Raw genomic sequence first — 20,079 nt, 5'->3', positions numbered from 1 at the left:
TCCGTTATTTCGCCTAAAAGGGCTTCCATTGAGGAGATAACAGGAAAAACTCCGCTTAAGGGTGAGAGATGGTTGGAGCGAATAAGTCAAACCGGAAGCTTCCTACATGTTGTAGGAGCTTTTTTGCTCACAAACTGATAGAAATAATCTCCGGACTTGTCTCATATATTTAGAAAGATAAATGAAATGGACCGATTTCATCATGTGATGTTATTGGCTTTTGGCTCACTTTGAAAAACCATCTGTTCCGATAGCTAGAAGGCAGGCAGCTTTGACACGATGAAGCGTAAAAAGAAGTACGCACCACCCTCGAATTATCGTGTCAGAGTCAGATGAGTCAAAACGAATGTTCACCAATAACATGGCCACTTTATACAAGGTTAGGAGATGCATTCATCGTGAGTACGTTTGTAAAAGGATCTTTGCTGTTAATTGTTGCTTCCTTCATAGGTGAGTGTGTAGAGTTTGTGATGAATATGGTTCTAGCAAAGGAGCTAGGAGAAAGAGGACTAGGGTTATATATGTCGATTCTTCCGACTGTTTTCTTAATCGTCTTATTAGCTAGTTTTGAACTTCCTATTTCCATTTCAAAATTCATTGCTGAAAAAGATGCGAAATTTCATCGAAGTATGTTGAAATCAGCGATACATCTCACCATTGTAACGACTGCCTTTTTTATGATCCTATTTATTTTGCTTATGCCATTTTTAACGATGTTTCATGATTACCATCCATTATTTAAATGGCTTGTCGTCCTATTAATTCCGCTCATTTCTTTTTCTGCTATTGCACGTGGCTTTTTTATGGGGAAACATCAGATGGGCAAAATTGCAGTAGCTAACTTGATGAGAAAAATGGTTCAACTAGTGCTTCTTGTGTTTTTATTCCAACTTTTTAATTTCGACTCGCAAACCTCGATTTTGATCGCCTTTTTTACTTTTGTCGGAAGCGAAGTTGTCATTTTTCTTTACTTGATTCACATGTTTTATCTTCAATTTCAACAATTAAAAGGACGGCCTTCCAGCTTTATAAGTGGAAAAAATGTGCGGAAAAACTTAATTTCTGTATCAATCCCAACAACGAGTATTAGAGTTTTTCACTCATTGACCCATGCAGTCCAACCTTTCTTAATTAAAGCGGCATTATTGAACGCCGGAGTGAGTGCGACAGTGGCTACCGAGCAATTTGGACTGATGGCAGGAGTCGCCATGACAATTGGTTTTTTTCCTGGTTTTATCGCACACAGCCTTTTAATTGTGTTAATTCCAACCGTTTCAAAAGCTTATGCACAAAGAGATATGGACAGGCTGCAACAATTGCTTAGGCAAGTTATGACGTTCACATTTATGTATGGAATCCCTGTTGTCTTTATTTTTTATATCTTTGCAGAGCCTTTAACAAATTTATTCTTACATTCAACAACAGCTGCGGGATATTTACAGGTGCTACTACCATATTTTCTGCTCCATTTCTTTGTCATTCCGTTACAAGCATATTTAATTGGATTGGGATTAATGAAAGATGCTTTTCTACACAATATTTGGTCATCCATCGTAACATTTGGACTTCTTTACTTTTTAGGCTCAATGAGTCAATTCCAAATGGACGGAATCATCATTGGTATGAATACAGGAACCGTTTTGCTCACTCTTATGCACTATATGACAATATGTAAGAAGATTGGTGTATCCTATTACTCTTTGCGAAGAGAAGTTAATCAAATATAAAGGGAGATCCCTTTATTAAAATAATAATAGACAAATTTTATTCATTCTAAGTGAAAATGATCACCGATATCCATATTTTTGACAAAAATCACTTAATAAGGTGAATACGTGAAAATCCTTGATTATCAAGGGTTTTTTTGATGTGTTGAATTTTCACTCGAAAGGAAAAAAATGCAAGTTCAATAGTTTGTCAAAACTTTATTGCAGATCTGTGAATATTATCACAAGTATAATGTTATTCTCATGTTTAGATGATAATCTTTACTTGTAGTTAGAACTAATACATTCCATAAACCAAAGGAGAGATTTAAGATGATTGGTAAATTATTAAGAGAGAACAACATTGTTGCTGGTATTTTAACTGTCGTACGTATCTATCTTGGTTGGGCTTGGATGACTGCAGGTTGGGGAAAAATTACAGGTGGATTTGATGCAGGTGGTTTCTTAAAAGGTGCAGTAGCAAATCCGGTTATGCATGATGGTCACGCAGTTTACGGTGGCTGGGTATCATTTTTAGAAAGTTTTGCTCTTCCAAATGCAGGGCTATTTAGTACTCTTGTTGCTTGGGGAGAATTATTAGTAGGTTTAGGACTTATCCTTGGATGTTTAACAACAGCAGCAGCATTTTTCGCACTAGTAATGAACTTCTCATTTATGCTTTCTGGTACAGTTTCTCACAACCCAACAGATATTATTATGGGTGTATTCATCGCAGCAGCTGGTTACAATGCAGGTAAATTTGGTTTAGACCGCTATGTATTACCATATCTTCGCAAATTAGTAAACAAAGGCAACAATGAAGCAAGCCAATCAGTTAAAGCTTAAATTCATATAAATTAAAAACAAGCAGAGGGAATATTAATTTCTTCTGCTTGTTTTTTTAATTCATTAGAAAAATCTGTAGGGGTGCCCCTGATTTTTTCGTCCATTATAGTGAATGGCGCAAGTGGACGTTTTAAGGGGGATTACCAGTGTTAAATAAAATTACGGAAGAAATATTCGAAAATTGGATTTTAGAAAATGGCCCTTCATTGGCTAGATTTATATATAAACAAGTACATAACAAAGAGCTGTCAGAGGATTTATATCAAGAAGTGCTTATTTCTGCTTACCTCAATTTAGACAAGTTTGAGGAAAGAGCAAATTTTAAAAGCTGGATTTATAAAATTGCGATCAATAAATGTCGAGATTTTTGGAGAAAGCAGAAATCAGCTCAAAAATTTTGGGAAGAAAAAGTTTATCATTATGAAATAGAAAATACGATTCCGCTGCCTGAAGAGTATGTCGTAACGAGGAGTTCGGAAGATGAAATGATTGATAGAATAAATGAGCTACCTGTTATATATAGAGAGCCGCTGCTATTATTCTATTTTAAAGACAAGTCCTTGCTTGAGATCAGCTCAACCAAAAAAATACCGATATCTACCGTGAAAACGAGGATGAGAAGAGCGAGAAATCAATTAAAGGAAAAGTCACTTTTCAACGAAACGTTAGCAAACTAGTTTTATTAGAAAGAGTGAGTATTTTTCATCATGTGATTTTTGTCGGCAATTGTGAAGCTGTATGTGAGACTGCCTTATTTGAGGCAGTTTTTTTGTCGTATTAAAAAAAGGCACAAAGTATTTCCACGGAAATGATTGAAATTTGACGAATTAGAATAATAAGAATGATAAATAAAGTTAGAATATTAAAAACTTAATTGTTATAATGGAAATACTTTGAATAAGTCAGGAGGGTGAGGAATTGCGTCCAATATTACTTGGTTTATGCGCAGCATTCTTTTTTGCAACAACATTTGTCTTGAATAGAGCAATGGAAATGTCAGGAGGAAGCTGGATTTGGAGTGCTTCACTCCGATTTATTTTTATGATTCCATTTTTATTAATGATCGTAGTTCGAAGAAAAAATCTCAAGCCGCTTTTCCACATGATGAAAGAGAACCCAAGTGCATGGATGTTGTGGAGTTTTGTTGGTTTTGGGTTGTTCTATGCACCACTTTGTTTTGCCACAGTCTATTCTCCAGGTTGGTTAGTGGCAGGTACTTGGCAATTTACAATTATTGCAGGTTCTTTATTAGTACCATTTTTTTATGTAACGATACATACAAAAACTGGCACGCTCAAGAAAAGAGGAAGGATACCTGTTAAAGGGTTGCTATTCTCTCTAATTATCTTGGTGGGAATCGCTCTTATGCAGTTTGAACATGCTGGACATCTTTCTGCAAAAGAATTTTGGCTCGGGATTATTCCAGTCGTCATTGCTTCCTTTGCTTATCCACTCGGAAATAGAAAAATGATGGTGATTGTAGATGGTAGATTGGATGTTTTTCAAAGAGTCCTCGGAATGACATTAGCTAGCCTTCCCTTATGGTTATTACTTTCCATATACGGGTTAGCCACTGTCGGTTTACCGAGTCTGAATCAAACCGTTCAGTCTTTGATCGTTGCATTATCATCAGGTGTGATTGCGACAGTACTCTTTTTTAAAGCAACTGATATGGTGAAGGATAATATGCAGCAGCTAGCGTCAGTTGAAGCAACGCAATCGATGGAAGTGATATTTGCATTAATAGGGGAAGTTCTCTTTTTATCGATTGCTTTTCCATCACTTATTTCATGGGGCGGAATACTTTTAGTGGTAGTTGGAATGGTTCTACATAGCTATATCACTCATGCAGGGGCAGTGAAGGCCTCTCCTATTCAAACGAATGTAAACAATCTTGGCTCGAATTAATCACAGAATTAAATTGCTAGTGACAGTTTACAATTTTTTCAATACGCTGTTTTCGTAATGAATGTGGGTTTTTTCGTAAATGAGATTTTAGAACACACATTAATTTCGCTAACTTGAACCTAATTTAACGAGTAATAATAGCGCATTATTCTCCTATCTATAACTAAATAGCAACAATGTCTGCGAAAAAAGTCTTTCAATATAATCAATATGCCAAAAATGCATCCTATTGCAAAGGGTTTCAATTCAAGTGTCTATGCTTTAAAATGAAGGAGTTAACAAGCTGATTCTAGGACAAAGGAAATGGGGGAAGTACAGTGATTCCGATACATGAAAACCTACAAGGAAAAGTCGCTGTCGTAACGGGGGGAAGCGGAGTACTTTGCTCTGCTATGAGTAAAGAACTTGCGCGTCATGGAGTGAAGATTGCGATTCTAAATAGAACGGCTCAAAAAGGGGAAGAAGTCGTATCTGAAATTTGTTCCGCAGGTGGAGAAGCCATAGCACTCGCTGCAGATGTTTTGAATCGAGAATCGTTAGAAAAGGCGAAAGAAGAAATTGTTGAAAGCTTTGGAAGAGTTGACATCCTCATAAATGGTGCTGGTGGAAATCATCCAGATGCAATCACAGCGATGGAAACATTTGGTGAAGAAGTGGAAGGAAAATCATTTTTTGAATTAGAGGAAAAAGGATTTTCACAAGTATTCGCTAGTAACTTCACAGGAACATTTTTAGCAAGTCAAGTGTTTGGGAAAGAACTGCTAAAGCAATTATCACCGACCATTATTAATGTGTCATCGATGAGTTCCTATTCGCCAATGACGAAGGTTCCGGCTTATAGTGCGGCGAAGGCAGGAATTAATAATTTCACGATGTGGATGGCGACTCATTTTGCAGAGGCTGGTTTACGAGTGAATGCGATTGCACCAGGCTTCTTTTTGACGAAGCAAAATCGTGATTTGTTAATGAATCCAGATGGTTCATACACGGAGAGATCAAACAAAATTATGACGCATACGCCAATGAGACGTTTTGGGAATCCTGAGGATCTGCTCGGCACCTTGCTTTGGTTGGTAGACGATTCTTATTCCGGTTTTGTAACGGGCATTACTGTTCCCGTTGATGGTGGATTTATGGCTTATTCGGGTGTTTAGAAATAAGAGAGAGGATCGCCTCTCTCTTATTTTTCTTTTAAAAGGTCACGAATCTCTTTTAATAACTCTTCTTTTGTATCGACTTTAGGTGCTTCTTCCTTTACTTCTTCTTTTCGTTTCATGCGATTAATGAAACGGACGAATAAGAAAATGGAGAAAGCAATGATGAAAAAATTGACGATATTTTGGATAAAAAGGCCATATTTCACTTCAGCCTGACCAATGGTGACTGCGAATTCGGTAAAATCTAATCCGCCAATTAAAAGGCCAACTAAAGGCATAATCAAATCTTCTACGAGGGAAGTAACAATTTTACCAAAGGCTGTACCAATGACAACCCCAACAGCCAAGTCTATCACATTGCCTTTCATTGCGAATTTTTTAAATTCATTCCACATAGATATCCTCCTACTTTAAGTTCCTACATTTTTTCCACAAGTGCGATTGCCTATACTATAATGTAAAATAAAAACGATGTACAATAAATGGGGCAAAAGATTGAATCATTCTTTCGAAAGGAGGCCCTCCATGAATCATGACAGAGAAGAAAAAGACGCTCGATTTAAAATTGCCAATAGAGAGGCTTTAATAGGTGTCGTACTCGTAATCATTAATTTTGTCTGGTGGTTTGCTTTTGCTTACGGAATGGGTTCTGGATCTGTTGAAAACTATTCCTATGTAATGGGACTACCAGCTTGGTTCTTTTATAGTTGTGTTGGCGGATTTATCCTCATGGTTGTTCTTGTTACAGTAGTCGTGAAACTTTTTTTCAAAGAGGTTTCATTTGAGGATGAGGAGGGAGATGCATCATGAATTGGGCTGTTATCCTTCCATTATTACTCTTTTTAATAGCCATATTTATAATTGGCTTATGGTCTAGTAAATCTCTAAAGAATACTAATTCATTTCTACAAGATTACTTTCTTGGTGGAAGACAATTAGGTGGCTTTATCCTTGCGATGACAATGACGGCTACATACGGAAGTGCCAGTAGTTTCATCGGTGGTCCTGGCGCAGCCTATACACAAGGACTTGGATGGGTCTTATTATCAATGGCACAGCTGGCAACAGGATATTTTGTGCTTATGATCCTTGGGAAAAAATTCGCAATTATGACGAGAAAATATAAAGCGATCACATTAGTGGACTATTTAAAGGAACGCTATCAATCGAAATGGGTCGTAATATTAGCAGCCATAAGCATTATCGTGTTCTTATTTTCAGCGATGGCAGCTCAGTGGGTCGGTGGAGCGATATTAATTGAGTCATTAACTGGTTTAAGTTATACAAGCTCTCTTTTTATTTTTGCATTATCCGTTATGGTATACGTCATTATTGGTGGGTTTAGAGCTGTTGCTTTAACTGACACGGTGCAAGGGATTGTCATGTTTATCGGAACCTTCATCCTCTTAATCGCAACAATCATTGCAGGCGGGGGAATTTCCAATATTATCTCTGATCTTGCCACGGAGAATCCAAATCTTATTACACCATATGGCTTTGATGGTGGATTAACTCCACTTTATGTATCATCCTTTTGGATTTTAGTCGGTGTGGGGGTTGTTGGTCTTCCGCAAATTACGATTCGTGCTATGTCCTATAAGAATGCCAGAGCGATGCACCGAGCAATCATTGTCGGCACAATTGTGGTAGGGTTTATTATGTTAGGAATGCATTTAATCGGAGTATTTGCTCGTCCGATCTTACCTGGGATTGAAAAAGGGGATACAGTAATGCCATTATTGGCAATGGAAGTGTTGCCAGCATGGGTGGCAGGGCTGGTCTTGGCTGCGCCAATGGCGGCCATTATGTCGACAGTGGATTCTTTACTGTTATTAGTGAGCTCAGCAGTGGTAAAGGATGTGTATGTGAATTATATAAAACCAGATGCGAGCAATCAATTGGTGAAAAAGATTAGCTTAACGGTTACGACGGTGATTGGAATTCTCGTCTTCTTAATGGCGTTAAGTCCGCCTGATTTAATCATTTGGTTGAATTTATTTGCTTTTGGAGGATTAGAAGCGGCATTTATTTGGCCAGTGGTTCTTGGGCTTTACTGGAAAACGGGGAATAAGTATGGAGCTTTATCTTCGATGATGGTAGGGGTAGGGTCGTATATATTCTTTCATATCCGTCTACCAAATGCTTTTGGGATGCATACGATCACGCTCCCGATTATTCTGTCGTTTATTGCGTTCATTATCGGAAGCCTATTGACAAAAAGATTCAAACGAAGCTATTAAGCGGCTCTTTTTTGTTATCTATCAATAAGATCAATAATTTATTCTGGCAAGCAAATAACAACAGTGAAAAGAGCTACTGTCGTATAAATTGGAAAGGTCGGCATTAGGACCATTCTCATACCTACAATTCGTACGAAAACAGCCAATTAAAAAAAGCTCTTTCAACGATAGATTTATGTTGGAAGAGCTTTCAATATTTGATTTTAAAAGAATGAAAGGGTTCTGTATTCTCTATTTCTGTAAAATTGATATCTGTCACTTTAGAAAATGGATTTCCTACTTGTAAGCTCTCCATGAACTGTTCGAGATTTTCTTTTTCCCCAACAGCGACAATCTCGACGCCACCTTCTGAAAGATTCTTTACCCATCCTGTGATCCCAAACTGAGAGGCTTTCATTTGGGTAAAATAACGATATCCAACACCTTGAACTCTTCCGTGTACGGTAATATGATAGTGGACCAACCGGATTTCCCCCCTTTTTTCTATCTCTACTACTTCATATCGTCCCACAAACTTAACAACAATGCAATATTCAAACAGGGACTAAATGAAAAAGACGATACAAAAACGTATCGTCTGAAGTTCCTAATTAAAATGCCCAATCGCCCTTACGGAAGACAGGTTCTTCTGAGCCATCTTCGGTAATCCCATCGATATCCATGTCAGCAGAGCCGATCATGAAATCAACATGTGTGATACTTTCGTTTAAGCCGTTTTCAGCAAGCTCTTCACTCGACATTTTCTTTCCACCTTCAATACAAAATGCATAGGCACTTCCGATTGCAAGGTGATTAGAGGCATTCTCATCAAAAAGGGTGTTATAGAATAAAATATTAGACTGTGAAATTGGAGAATTATGTGGTACGAGAGCAACCTCCCCTAAATAATGAGAGCCTTCATCTGTTTCCACAAGACGCTTCAAGATTTCTTCTCCTTCTTTGGCCTTAACATCTACAATGCGCCCATTTTCAAATGTTACGGAGAATTGATCAATTAAGTTTCCGCCGTAACTTAATGGTTTTGTGCTAGCTACTGTACCGTTAACGCCTGTTTTGTAAGGAACGGTAAACACTTCTTCAGTTGGCATATTTGCCATAAATTCATGCCCTTTTTCATTGACGCTACCTGCTCCTACCCAAAGATGATTGTTTGGAAGTTCAATTGTTAAATCTGTTCCAGGTGCTTTATAGTGAAGTTTTTTATATCGTTTCGAATTTAAGTAGTTAACCTTTTCATGAAGGGTTTCATCATGCTTTTTCCAAGCTTCTACCGGATTATCTAAATCGGCACGAGTTGCCTTAAAAATGGCATCCCATAGTTTTTGAACACTTACTTCTGGAGTTTCATTCGGGAATACTTTCTCGGCCCATTTTTGAGAAGGGGCTGCCACAACGGTCCAGCTTACTTTGTCTGATTGAATAAATTTACGATATGTAGATAGAGCCTGTCCAGCTGCTTTTTGGAAATTAGAAATTCGTTCAGGATTTACGCCTTTAAGTAAGTCAGGACTTGATGAAAAAACAGAAATAAAGGCAGCTCCATTTTCTGCTAAATCAACAATTTCCTTGGCACGAAATTCAGGATATTCATGGAACGATTCATCTGGTGCAAGGTCATACTTTGTGCGAGAAACGACATCATCGCTCCAGTTGACAACAACATTATAAGCACCGGCCTCATATGCTTTTTTCACAACGAGACGAACAAATTCAGCGGAATCAAGTGCGGTGTTGATGACTAATGTTTGACCTTTTTGAATATTGACACCGACCTTAACCGTCAGCTCAGCATATTTCTCTAAATTCTTCTGGAAATTACCCATTAGATTAAATCTCCTTTGTTATTTAATGTAATCAAATTCTACATGTACGGTTTTCCATTGTACATTATGTAATCGACTCAATTATTTCTATAATACCGTTTATTACGGAAAAAATAAACAATTCAGTCTAAATCAAAATTTAGAGGGAAGGCTCTTTCGCAAACATCGTTGCTATTTAGAGAATAAAGCTCTATTTTTACTCGTTTAATTAGTATCAAGTGCAAAAATAATGTGTGTTCTAAAACCTCATTTACGAAAAAATCCACATTCATTACGAAAACAGCGATAAGAAAAGAACCGGCAAAAGGGCCGGTTCTTTTCTTATAATAGGGCTTCTTATTCTCCCAAATCTACATTATGATACACTTGTTGGACGTCTTCTAAATCCTCTAACGCATCAATCATTTTTTCAAATTGTGCCCCTGCATCATCTGGAAGAGTGACATCGTTTTGAGCAAGCATCGTTAATTCTGCTACTGTAAATTCTGTTACGCCGGCTGTTTTGAACGCTTCTTGCACAACATGGAATTGATCTGGTTCTGCGTAAACAATGACAGCGTCTTCTTCTTCAAGAATATCACGAACGTCAATATCTGCTTCCATTAAAAGCTCTAATACTTCATCAGCTGTTTTTCCTTCAATCCCAATAACCGCAGTTTTATCAAACATATAGGATACGGAACCACTGACGCCCATATTTCCACCATTTTTCCCGAATGCAGCACGAACTTCAGAAGCAGTACGGTTTACATTATTCGTTAAGGCATCGACAATGACCATTGAGCCATTTGGACCAAAGCCTTCATAACGAAGCTCATCATAGTTCTCGTCTGTACCACCTTTAGCTTTTTCAATGGCTTTATCAATAATATGTCTTGGTACATTGTATGTCTTCGCACGCTCTAAAACGAATCTTAACGTTTGGTTTGCTTCCGGATCTGGTTCACCTTGCTTAGCGGCAACGTAGATTTCCCGACCGAATTTAGCATATATGCGACTCGTATTGGCGTCTTTTGCCGCCTTTTTGTCCTTAATATTATTCCATTTACGGCCCATCATTGAACACTCACTTTCAACTCTATTTAAGATAAATAATAAGAAATGATATTTTCACAAATCATATTATACCAAACAATTGCTCAATCAGTCGATAACCGAGCGGAGCCCTTTTTCAAGTTTAGCAAGTGAGAGGTGAAACTGGAGTTTAATCCTTTTTCTCCATCGCAGCTTTTAATAGGTCACCTAAGCTTGTTCCAAAATCATCTTGTTGTGAATATTTTTGCACTAATTTTCGTTCTTCACGTTTTGTAACGGCTTTTTTCTTTCCTTCTGCCTTTTCTACGACATTACATGGTCGGCATTGGAAGTAAAGACCCGCTTTTCCTTCATGCATCTCCATTTTCTTATGGCAAGTAGGGCAGCGGCGGTTGGAGAGCTTCGGATCTTTTCTTTTGCGATAGCGACAATCAAGGCTCGAGCAGACGAGCATCTTGCCTTCCTTCGTCGTTCTTTCCTTAAGGAATGATCCACACTCCGGACATTTTGAGCCAGTTAGATTATGAGCCTTATACTGTTGGTTGCTCTTTTTAATTTCTGAAATGAGCTCCTCGGTTTGTTTACGAATGTTTTGCTTGAATACTTTAGGGTCACTTTTACCACGAGAGATGGCTTCAAGCTCCTTTTCCCATTTTGCGGTTAGTTCAGGAGATTTCAGTTCTACGTTTACAATATCAATTAATTGTTTTCCTTTAGCTGTCGTGAAGAAACGGCCATTTTTTCTATCGACTACTTCCGTTTGGATCAGTCGTTCGATAATTTCGGCACGAGTAGCAGGAGTTCCGAGACCATGCTTTTCCATTTGCATAAGAACATCTGCTTCAGAATATCTTGCTGGAGGTTCTGTTAGTTTTTTCTCTAGATTCACACTTTGAACGGTAAAGTTTTGCCCTTTTGCAATCTTGCCAAGCATTTTCCCATCAACGGTAGTTTCTTTTTGGGTCATTTTCTTAAATCCTGGGTCGATAACGACTGTTTCATTTACGGTGAAAATTTCTCCCCTTACTTCAATAAGTGCTTTAATTCCTTCGTACTTATATGGCTGATGGAATAAAGCGAGAAATCTCCTTACGATCATGTCGTATAACTTTCGTTCATCATTAGAGAGATCACTTAAATGAGAGCGTTCCTCTGTTGGAATAATCGCATGATGGTCTGTCACTTTTTCATTATTAAATACTCGTTTTGCTGCGACCTTCCCTTTACTTGCAATAAGTGGTTTAACTTCATCGCGGTAGCTAGATGCTAACCCGTGTAAACGATCAAGCATCGTTCCTTCCATATCCCTAGTTAAGTAACGGGAGTCCGTCCTTGGATAGGTCACGAGTTTATATTGCTCATAGAGCTTTTGCAAAACTGATAATGTTTTTTTAGCAGAAAAGCCAAAACGATTATTGGCATCTCTTTGGAGTTCAGTTAAGTCATATGGAAGTGGTTGTTGTTCGCTTTTTTCCTTACGCTCAAGTGATTGTACAATCCCTTTTTGAGATTTTATTTTTTCCACTATCTTCTGGGCCTTTTCCTGAGAAAAGATTCTTTTTTCTCCATTGACCTCCCAGCTTGTTTTCAAAGGACCGATTTGTGCTTCAATCGTCCAATATTCCTTCGGTACGAAGCTTTGGATTGTTTTCTCTCTATCTAAAATAAGGGAGAGGGTAGGCGTTTGCACCCTTCCAGCAGAAAGAGGTTCCTGAAATTTCGTCGTCAGTGCACGTGTGACATTAAGGCCGATGAGCCAGTCTGCTTCTGCTCGGCATACGGCAGATTCATAGAGGGTAACAAAGTCATTTCCTGGCTTTAGTTTTTGGAACCCTTCCTTAATGGAACGGTCTGTATGTGAAGAGATCCATAAACGTTTTATTGGTTTTTTCCAACGTACTTTGTCTAAAATCCAGCGAGCAACTAGTTCACCTTCTCGACCAGCGTCTGTAGCAATGATACAATCCTTAATATCTTTACGTTTTGATAAATGTTCAATCGCTTTGAATTGATGGCTCGTTTGTTTCATGACCTTTGTGCCCATCTGCTCCGGGATAATTGGAAGATCTTCAAGATTCCAATTTTGAAATTTTTTATCATAGTGCTCTGGCATTTTTAATTCAATGAGATGCCCAAGTGCCCAAGTGACAATATATTGATTTCCTTCGATATAACTTTTATGAATTTGTTTACACCCAAGGACGCGGGCAATTTCACGAGCAACACTTGGTTTTTCGGCAAGTACTAAAGATTTCATTTGTTCACCTATATTTCCTTTTTATATTCCTTCTTAGTATAACGGATTATAGAGGAGATTGGTAATGAGGTAGAAACGGGAGGTAGTAGATGATTACAGAATTTGCTATTAAAAAATATGGTGAAATCGTTCTCGAGTTACAAAAGCAATCTTATCAAATCGAAGCAGAGCTTATCGGGTCTTATGAGATTCCCCCCTTACAGGAAACGCTAGAGCAATTGGTAAGTAGTGATGAGGTATTTATGGGTTATTTTATAGAGGAAAAATTAGTAGGGGTCTTATCCTATAAGATAACGAAAGGGGTGATTGATCTTCATCGGGTCATGGTCCATCCTGAATATTTTCGAAGGGGCATTGCAAAGAGCTTGGTGGATGATGTAGAACGAAAGCATGGAGACGCAGCTTTCATGATTGTCTCAACTGGTGCGAAGAACCTGCCTGCGATAGAGCTCTATAAAAGGTTAGGGTTTGATAAAATCGATGAGAACGTGTACGGGGAGATTGCCGTAACCAATTTCAAGAAAAAGCTCTCAAGATAAGCTTTGTCTTGAGAGCTTTTAAAAAATTAATATTGATCCTTGATGAACACGGCTGTTCCGGTAGCAACACACATCATCATTCCATCTCGTAAAGTTTCGAAATCAAGGTCAACACCAACGACTGCATTTGCTCCTAATCTGCGAGCTTGGTCTTCCATTTCACGAATGGCTATTTCACGACCTTGGGACAGTTTATCTTCATATGCACTGCTGCGCCCGCCAATTACGTCGGTGATTCCTGCTAAAAAATCACGAACGACGTTTGCGCCCATTATTGCTTCTCCAGTGACAATTCCTAAGTAACGCTCAATTTCTTTCCCTTGCAATGTCGGTGTAGTCGATACTAACATTCCTGTTTCCTCCTCTGTGCGGCCTATAGGGCAAGCACTTTCCAATTGTTATAACGATAATTAATACGTTTTGAAAATTAGGAGGTTTCGTTTTATAAGAATGTTTCTTTTAAGGCTATTTCACTCCACATCTTCCTGCTCCAGACGATTTTTGAATGCTTCTTGAACAACGATAAACTCTTCATCTCCAATGGCGTCCTTCGATTTGCGCTCGACTTGTGTATTTTCAGGGAATTTTCCTGGGTGGCCTTTTCGTTTATGATTGAATTCCTTCCCTCTTGACATTTTCCACACTCCTTTCTGTTTTTCATATATTGCCCTTTTTTTAAGGTGAAATTCAGTCGTATCGAAGCAATGATTACTGTCAGATTTGCTAACAATTTGATTGCGCATCCTTCATCCTTATTGGTAACTTAAGTGTAAAATAAACGAATATAGGGTGAGAGTATGATAATCGAACAATTAACCTCCATTGATGAAGCTATTGAAGAGCTTTCAGAACTTCTCATAAAGGTTGTAGATGAGGGAGCTTCAGGTATATTCAGGCGGGAAAAATTCCATATTTTGTCCAATCGGCAAATGGGGAATTAGAACCAACCATTATTTATTACAAAACGATTTAGATAAAGGAAAGGCACGATCATTTATTATGCCTTTTCTTTATCTATTTTTATTTGGTTTTTTTCGCTAAAACATCGTAAAACCGAGAAGATAATTTTGAAAAATCATCAGGAAAACTAAAAATATCGTAGTTCTTGTCGAAATAAGTAATAGGATTGAAACGATCATTTAAAACTAGAAAACATTGAAATCATAGGCATAGTCAAATAGTCGCATAAGGGATAGGTGGAACAAAAATGGATAAAACGTCGATAATAGGCTTAATCGTAGCAGTACTTGGTGTTGGAGTAGGAATGGTCTTAAAAGGAGTAGGAGTAGGGGTTTTGGTAAACCCTGCTGCCATCTTAATTATTATTTTAGGAACGATCGGTACGGTGACCATTGCCTTTCCGACCTCTGAAATAAAAAAGGTTCCGAAACTATTTGGGATAATTTTTAAAGAGAGAAAACTAATGAACCCAACTGATTTGATTGGGATGTTTTCCGATTGGGCGCAATTAGCTCGTAAAGAAGGACTCCTTGCATTAGAAGCAAAAACGTCTGAAATTGACGATGAATTTTTAAAAAATGGTCTTTCTTTAGCAGTTGATGGGCAAAGTGCGGATTACATTCGCGATGTTCTGACAGAAGAAATAGAAGCGATGGAGGAAAGACATCATCAGGGCGCACTTATTTTTAGTCAAGCAGGAACATATGCACCGACGCTTGGAGTACTAGGTGCCGTTGTCGGATTAATTGCTGCACTACAAGATATGAGTGATATTGATGCACTTGGTCATGCCATTAGCGCTGCCTTTGTCGCAACCTTACTCGGAATTTTCACTGGTTACGCATTATGGCATCCTTTTGCCAATAAACTGAAAAGAAAATCTAAGGTAGAAGCAAAATTAAAGTACATGATGATTGAAGGTGTACTTTCTATCTTAGAAGGAGAAGCTCCAAGAGTGATTGAACAGAAATTAGCTTCATACTTACCAGCTAGTGAAAGGAAGAATTTCCAAGAGGAAAGCGGTGAGAAGAAGGGTGAGTAAACGAAGAAAAAAGGAACAGCACGAAGAACATATAGACGAATCGTGGCTGATCCCATATGCAGATATTTTAACATTACTATTGGCATTGTTTATCGTGTTATTTTCAATGAGTACGATAGATGCGCAAAAGCTAGAAAAAATGTCGCAAGCTTTTAATCAAGCACTTTCTGGTGGTACTGGTATCTTGGATTACCCAAGTCCAATGCCTGAAGATGAGGCTCAGGCCATTGATGATATCGAAGGACAAGAAGATAGTGAAGACAAGGAAAAGGCTGAAAGAATTGAAAAATTGGAATTAGAGAACATTCAAAAAAAGGTAAACGCCTATATTGCTGAAAATAAGCTAACAGATAAGCTCGACACCTCATTAACAGATGAAGGACTGCTGTTAACGATCCGTGATAATGTCTTATTCGCATCTGGTAGTGCGGACGTTAGACCGGAAGATGTGCATACGGCTGATGAGATATCCGAACTTCTTGTTATGAGTCCACCGCGGAATATTATTATTAGTGGCCATACAGATAATGTGCCAATAAGCAATCCTCGTTTTGAATCGAACTGGGAGTTAAGTGTGATGCGAGCGATTAGCTTTATGAAAATTGTGCTGAAAAACGATAAACTGGATCCGGCATGGTTCAGTGCGAAAGGGTTTGGTGAATTCCAACCTGTAGCAAGCAATGCAACAAGTGAGGGAAGAGCAAAGAATCGTCGTGTTGAAGTCCTAATATTGCCGATAACTTCTGAATGAAAAAAGTAGTACAGACCAAAATGGTTTGTGCTACTTTTTTTATATTATTCAGTCGGAACTTTTTTTGCTTCTTTATCAGGCTTACACATTCGGTCAAGTAAGAAACCGAGTCCAATCATGGAAGCGATAGGGATAACGAAATTTAGGATATGAAAAAATGTCATTTAAACACCACCTTTCTTATGTTTTTTAAGTTTATTACTGTTATTATATTATTATTTAGATAATTCAGACAATATTTCTATACATCATTAGACCTAAATTCAAACAATTTTTACTCAGGGGCATATTTGATTAATAGTAGAAATAAAATGAAAAAAGTAAGAGATTTGAAGGATGTGGACGAAATAAAGAGAAAAACGTTCGTTAAAACGAAAAAATGACAAAATTTCCATATTTCAAAATCTTTATAAAAGGAATAAAATGATACTATATTCTTAATTAAGAACAATTAGTAATTCTAAAAGAACAGGTGAGAGGGTGATGCGATTGTACCGGAAGAATTGTGATAAATGTAATAAACCTTCTTTTAGTAGCAGCGAGTATGGAGAGTGGTTATGTCCTGTATGCGGGCATGATTTAACGGCACAACCATTTTTCGATGCCGTGACATTTGAGCAATTATACATAAAAACGCTGTCTGGTTCGACTTCTCTTAGCTTTAAAGGTAAAGAGGAAAATGAAAACGGTATTACTAGATAGATTTTGATAGATGACTATACTACTGTTTTTTAGAGAAATAAATTTCGACACGAATTGACATTGATGTCAACGCCGTAATGCCATTTGCTTATTTGATGATTTATTCCTGTAGCTAGTTGACGAAAATTGTTAAAAAATAAATTTCGAAATATTCTAACGGCTGACAAATAGTTACACTTTTATTGATTAAAACGAAGTAGACTATAAGTGGGATAACTTTTAGAGTAAAAAATAAAGGACGCAAGAAAAAGGCAAACCTGTTGAAAGATGGGGGCGCAAAGTCTCAGGTCTAAGGTAGGGAACTATGACGGCTGGACTGCTGAAATTCGTGCTGGATTTTAGGGGGAAAAAATGGTGATAGAAATGAAAGGAAGAATTGAAGGATTGGATATGGAATGGTTGGAACTAATTAAAGAGGCAAAAAAACTCGGAATTGAAAAGGAGGAAGTTCGCGAATTTCTTGCTAACAAAACCGTCAAGCAATAATGTTTCAAGCAGCTCAACAAATATATATCACTACGGAACATCTTTTCTGACTTCATTTTGGATCTACTTTTGAAACCATCACCGCTCAATGAAACCTAATATATAAGGTACACGAATAAAAAACCTGTTCTTTTAAAGAACAGGTTTTGCTTGTGTTAGTGTCACTCCGCCTTTGCTTCCATCATACTTATTTGTCTTGATTGGCTCTCCATTTATTAAACTCAAGATATTCTCTAAATTGTTCTTTTGTAATACCGGAGTCCATAGCTTCTTTTACAATCTTAATCCATTCTGAATCAAGATCTTCATCATTTAAGTGTTCATGGATTAAGTAATCTACTGGAACATGGAGAACGCCAGCAATTTTCTCGAGAAATTGAATGGACGGGTTATTTTGTAGATTTCTTTCTAATGAACTTAAATAAGATTTTGCCACTCCAGCTTGTTCAGCAAGCTCTGAAAGCGACATCTTCTTTTCAAGTCTGAGTTTTTTAACACGATCACCAATCATCAAAAATCACACATCCTATCAAAATGTATACTTTAATAATATCAAAGATTGAAAAACAGTTCCATATTTAGAACAAAAAGTTCTTTTGAATTTTTAAGCTTTTCATAGTTATTAAATAATATTTATCTACATAGTAGAATATTAATTCATTCATGACAATGCATAATTTGACACATTTCGAAAATTAAAACATTTTGATTGTCACTTGAAAAGTATTACAATGGTGAAAGGTACTTTGTACTTGTATAAAGGAGGATCTAGCGATGATTGTTTTAAAATCACAAAGAGAAATTGAGATGATGAAGAAAGCTGGTGAGGTGCTGGCTTCTGTTCATAAAGAAATTGCCAAAATGATTCAACCAGGAATTACGACTTGGGAAATAGAAGAATTTGTTGATTCTTTTTTACAAAAACATGGGGCGACTGCGGAACAAAAGGGCTATAAAGGCTATGAGTTTGCTACATGTGCGAGTATTAATGATGAAATTTGTCATGGCTTTCCAAGAAAGGAACCATTAAAAACTGGGGATATTGTAACAATTGATATGGTTGTAAATTTAAATGGGGCTTTAGCAGACTCAGCTTGGACATATGCAGTCGGTGAAGTATCGGAGCGTACGGAAAAGTTATTACATGTAACGAAAGAAGCCCTTTATAAAGGAATCGAACAGGCTCAAATTGGAAACCGCATTGGTGATATCGGTCATGCGATCCAAACGTATGTGGAGGGAGAAGGATTTTCTGTAGTTCGTGATTTTATCGGACATGGAATCGGTTCAGTTATCCATGAAAAGCCTGATGTTCCACATTTCGGTCTTCCTGGAAAAGGACCGAGAATAAAAGAAGGAATGGTCTTTACAATTGAGCCAATGGTTAACATGGGTCAGTATGAAATGAAGATGGATGCCAACGGCTGGACCGCCCGTACGATCGATGGAAAATACTCTGCTCAATATGAGCATACAATTGCGATTACGAAGAACGGGCCTGTTATTTTAACGGACCAAGAATAAAGACAAAATTCATTTCCAAGATTAAACTTTTCTAAAATGGGTTTGACGAGGGAGAAGCGCATGAGACTTATTAGTATTGATGAATATAACCCAAAACTAATGCAGCTTGCGAGGCCAATTTTTGATAAACATAGACGTATATTGCTAGGTGCAGGGAGAACGATACATCCTGCTTATTTAGAGAGATTAGTGGCACTAGATATACGCTATCTATTTATTGAGGATGCAACTTCCTATGGAATCACGATGGATGAAATGGTCGATGTCCCAACGTGGATGGAAGCAATTGAGGTATTGAAAAATGTTTTTGAGGCCGTCACAGAGAAAAAAGAACTTCCCATTCGTGATTTGCAAAAGCAAGTTGTCCTCCTTGTGCAAGAGGTGGCAAAAAGAAAAGCGCTTTTTCTTATCCCCACATCTTCTTTAGCAGAAGAATTAAGGGAGTATGCCCATTCTATCAATGTCTCTCTGCTCGCACTTCAATTAGCCAAAAAACTAGGGGTCTCTCAAAAATCATTAAACGACTTAGCGTTAGGTTGTCTTCTTCATGATATTGGAAAAGTGTTTGGGCAAGAATCTGAACACCATGCTAGAAGTGGTTTTGAATTTTTGCGAAAAATAAGAGAGGTTAGTCTTTTATCCGCACATGTTGCCTATCAGCATCATGAGGCAATCGATGGAAGCGGTGAGCCAAGAGGATTAGTAGAAAAGGAAATCCATGAATTTGCGCAAATTTGTGCAATTGCCAATGTTTACGACAACGCCCTATCAAAGGACGGACTAGCACCGCATCAGGCATTGGAATATATTATGACGAAGAGTGGTACTCTTTTTCCACCTGCTCTCATTAGTCTTTTCGTACAACAAGTGCCAAGCTATATTCCAGGAACAAAGGTCAGACTCAATAATGGCCGCGATGTGATTGTAACGAAGATAGTCGGAAACATACAAAGACCGTTCGTACGCTATTTAGATACGGAAGAGGAAATTTCTTTAGGCGACCATCACACATTGTTGATTACGGAAGTTTTGGATTCGTAAGGATTTAGACATATAAGAAAGGGCGTTCCAAAGGATTTGCTATGGAACGCCCTCTTTATGTA

The 20,079-nt window shown here is 37.8% G+C and carries 23 protein-coding genes and 1 riboswitch; of the genes, 15 read left to right on the top strand and 8 right to left on the bottom strand.

The annotated features are described in order from the left end of the window. Positions 1 to 398: 398 nt before the first annotated feature. From BMSHG_RS15085 to BMSHG_RS15065, 5 genes are all read left to right on the top strand, one after another. Complete coding sequence (locus tag BMSHG_RS15085; RefSeq protein WP_019155285.1) at positions 399 to 1,727, top strand: polysaccharide biosynthesis protein; 1,329 nt, start codon at positions 399 to 401, stop codon at positions 1,725 to 1,727. A gap of 312 nt (positions 1,728 to 2,039) precedes the next feature. After that, positions 2,040 to 2,552, top strand: a complete 513-nt coding sequence (locus tag BMSHG_RS15080; protein WP_019155284.1) for a DoxX family membrane protein — start codon at positions 2,040 to 2,042, stop codon at positions 2,550 to 2,552. Positions 2,553 to 2,698: 146 nt separating this feature from the next. Further along, a complete protein-coding gene (locus BMSHG_RS15075) occupies positions 2,699 to 3,229 on the top strand; it encodes an RNA polymerase sigma factor (protein WP_019155283.1) in 531 nt (176 codons plus the stop codon). 241 nt (positions 3,230 to 3,470) lie between these two features. After that, positions 3,471 to 4,460, top strand: a complete 990-nt coding sequence (locus BMSHG_RS15070) for a DMT family transporter (RefSeq protein ID WP_019155282.1) — start codon at positions 3,471 to 3,473, stop codon at positions 4,458 to 4,460. Positions 4,461 to 4,777: 317 nt separating this feature from the next. Next, positions 4,778 to 5,614 carry an SDR family oxidoreductase gene (locus BMSHG_RS15065; protein ID WP_019155281.1) on the top strand — a complete coding sequence of 279 codons (837 nt, stop codon included), beginning with the start codon at positions 4,778 to 4,780 and terminating at the stop codon, positions 5,612 to 5,614. 26 nt (positions 5,615 to 5,640) lie between these two features. On the opposite strand, the gene mscL is transcribed toward BMSHG_RS15065, so the two are convergent. Further along, positions 5,641 to 6,012, bottom strand: coding sequence for a large conductance mechanosensitive channel protein MscL (gene mscL, locus BMSHG_RS15060; RefSeq protein WP_019155280.1), 372 nt, complete (start codon positions 6,010 to 6,012; stop codon positions 5,641 to 5,643). A 130-nt stretch (positions 6,013 to 6,142) separates the two neighbouring features. On the opposite strand from mscL, the gene BMSHG_RS15055 reads away from it, so the two are divergent. Continuing rightward, positions 6,143 to 6,427, top strand: a complete 285-nt coding sequence (locus BMSHG_RS15055) for a YhdT family protein (protein WP_019155279.1) — start codon at positions 6,143 to 6,145, stop codon at positions 6,425 to 6,427. Further along, positions 6,424 to 7,857, top strand: coding sequence for a sodium/pantothenate symporter (gene panF, locus BMSHG_RS15050; protein WP_019155278.1), 1,434 nt, complete (start codon positions 6,424 to 6,426; stop codon positions 7,855 to 7,857). The genes BMSHG_RS15055 and panF overlap by 4 nt, the downstream gene beginning before the upstream one ends. A gap of 190 nt (positions 7,858 to 8,047) precedes the next feature. On the opposite strand, the gene BMSHG_RS15045 is transcribed toward panF, so the two are convergent. The 4 genes from BMSHG_RS15045 to BMSHG_RS15030 form a co-directional block, all read right to left on the bottom strand. Beyond that, entirely contained in the window at positions 8,048 to 8,320 is a 273-nt protein-coding gene (locus tag BMSHG_RS15045) for an acylphosphatase (protein WP_019155277.1), read from the bottom strand. A gap of 127 nt (positions 8,321 to 8,447) precedes the next feature. Further along, complete coding sequence (locus BMSHG_RS15040; protein ID WP_019155276.1) at positions 8,448 to 9,680, bottom strand: aminopeptidase; 1,233 nt, start codon at positions 9,678 to 9,680, stop codon at positions 8,448 to 8,450. Between the two features lie 336 nt (positions 9,681 to 10,016). After that, entirely contained in the window at positions 10,017 to 10,736 is a 720-nt protein-coding gene (locus tag BMSHG_RS15035) for a YebC/PmpR family DNA-binding transcriptional regulator (RefSeq protein ID WP_026073480.1), read from the bottom strand. 148 nt (positions 10,737 to 10,884) lie between these two features. Continuing rightward, positions 10,885 to 12,972 (bottom strand): DNA topoisomerase III, encoded by a 2,088-nt coding sequence (locus tag BMSHG_RS15030; protein ID WP_019155274.1) that lies wholly within the window; start codon positions 12,970 to 12,972, stop codon positions 10,885 to 10,887. Positions 12,973 to 13,061: 89 nt separating this feature from the next. On the opposite strand from BMSHG_RS15030, the gene BMSHG_RS15025 reads away from it, so the two are divergent. Beyond that, a complete protein-coding gene (locus tag BMSHG_RS15025) occupies positions 13,062 to 13,511 on the top strand; it encodes a GNAT family N-acetyltransferase (RefSeq protein ID WP_019155273.1) in 450 nt (149 codons plus the stop codon). Between the two features lie 26 nt (positions 13,512 to 13,537). Here BMSHG_RS15025 and BMSHG_RS15020 read toward each other — a convergent pair whose 3' ends face one another. Both BMSHG_RS15020 and BMSHG_RS28725 read right to left on the bottom strand, forming a co-directional pair. Beyond that, a complete protein-coding gene (locus tag BMSHG_RS15020) occupies positions 13,538 to 13,861 on the bottom strand; it encodes a YbjQ family protein (RefSeq protein ID WP_019155272.1) in 324 nt (107 codons plus the stop codon). A 120-nt stretch (positions 13,862 to 13,981) separates the two neighbouring features. Next, complete coding sequence (locus BMSHG_RS28725) at positions 13,982 to 14,146, bottom strand: hypothetical protein (protein WP_019155271.1); 165 nt, start codon at positions 14,144 to 14,146, stop codon at positions 13,982 to 13,984. Between the two features lie 162 nt (positions 14,147 to 14,308). Between BMSHG_RS28725 and BMSHG_RS28830 the strand changes: the two genes are divergently transcribed. The 5 genes from BMSHG_RS28830 (at position 14,309) to BMSHG_RS27640 (ending at position 17,452) form a co-directional block, all read left to right on the top strand. Continuing rightward, positions 14,309 to 14,452 (top strand): hypothetical protein, encoded by a 144-nt coding sequence (locus tag BMSHG_RS28830; protein ID WP_019155270.1) that lies wholly within the window; start codon positions 14,309 to 14,311, stop codon positions 14,450 to 14,452. A gap of 266 nt (positions 14,453 to 14,718) precedes the next feature. Beyond that, a complete protein-coding gene (motA, locus tag BMSHG_RS15005; protein WP_019155269.1) occupies positions 14,719 to 15,513 on the top strand; it encodes a flagellar motor stator protein MotA in 795 nt (264 codons plus the stop codon). Continuing rightward, complete coding sequence (gene motB, locus BMSHG_RS15000) at positions 15,506 to 16,264, top strand: flagellar motor protein MotB (RefSeq protein WP_026073479.1); 759 nt, start codon at positions 15,506 to 15,508, stop codon at positions 16,262 to 16,264. Before motA ends, motB begins: the two co-directional genes overlap by 8 nt. 483 nt (positions 16,265 to 16,747) lie before the next feature. After that, complete coding sequence (locus BMSHG_RS14990) at positions 16,748 to 16,966, top strand: hypothetical protein (protein ID WP_019155266.1); 219 nt, start codon at positions 16,748 to 16,750, stop codon at positions 16,964 to 16,966. A gap of 240 nt (positions 16,967 to 17,206) precedes the next feature. Then, a riboswitch (cyclic di-GMP riboswitch) is annotated at positions 17,207 to 17,290 on the top strand. A 27-nt stretch (positions 17,291 to 17,317) separates the two neighbouring features. Further along, positions 17,318 to 17,452: an anti-repressor SinI family protein gene (locus BMSHG_RS27640; protein WP_019155265.1), complete on the top strand. Its 135-nt coding sequence runs from the start codon at positions 17,318 to 17,320 to the stop codon at positions 17,450 to 17,452. A gap of 187 nt (positions 17,453 to 17,639) precedes the next feature. On the opposite strand, the gene BMSHG_RS14980 is transcribed toward BMSHG_RS27640, so the two are convergent. Further along, entirely contained in the window at positions 17,640 to 17,963 is a 324-nt protein-coding gene (locus BMSHG_RS14980) for a helix-turn-helix domain-containing protein (RefSeq protein ID WP_026073478.1), read from the bottom strand. 263 nt (positions 17,964 to 18,226) lie between these two features. Here BMSHG_RS14980 and map point away from each other — a divergent pair, with 263 nt between their 5' ends. Then, entirely contained in the window at positions 18,227 to 18,976 is a 750-nt protein-coding gene (map, locus tag BMSHG_RS14975) for a type I methionyl aminopeptidase (protein WP_019155263.1), read from the top strand. A gap of 60 nt (positions 18,977 to 19,036) precedes the next feature. Next, entirely contained in the window at positions 19,037 to 20,017 is a 981-nt protein-coding gene (locus BMSHG_RS14970; protein WP_019155262.1) for an HD-GYP domain-containing protein, read from the top strand. Positions 20,018 to 20,079: the final 62 nt, after the last annotated feature.

Source organism: Robertmurraya massiliosenegalensis JC6, assembly GCF_000311725.1.
In the GTDB taxonomy this organism is placed as follows: domain Bacteria; phylum Bacillota; class Bacilli; order Bacillales; family Cytobacillaceae; genus Robertmurraya; species Robertmurraya massiliosenegalensis.
The sequence above is the reverse complement of the archived record's forward strand: the minus strand, read 5'-3'. Positions and strand labels throughout refer to the sequence as shown.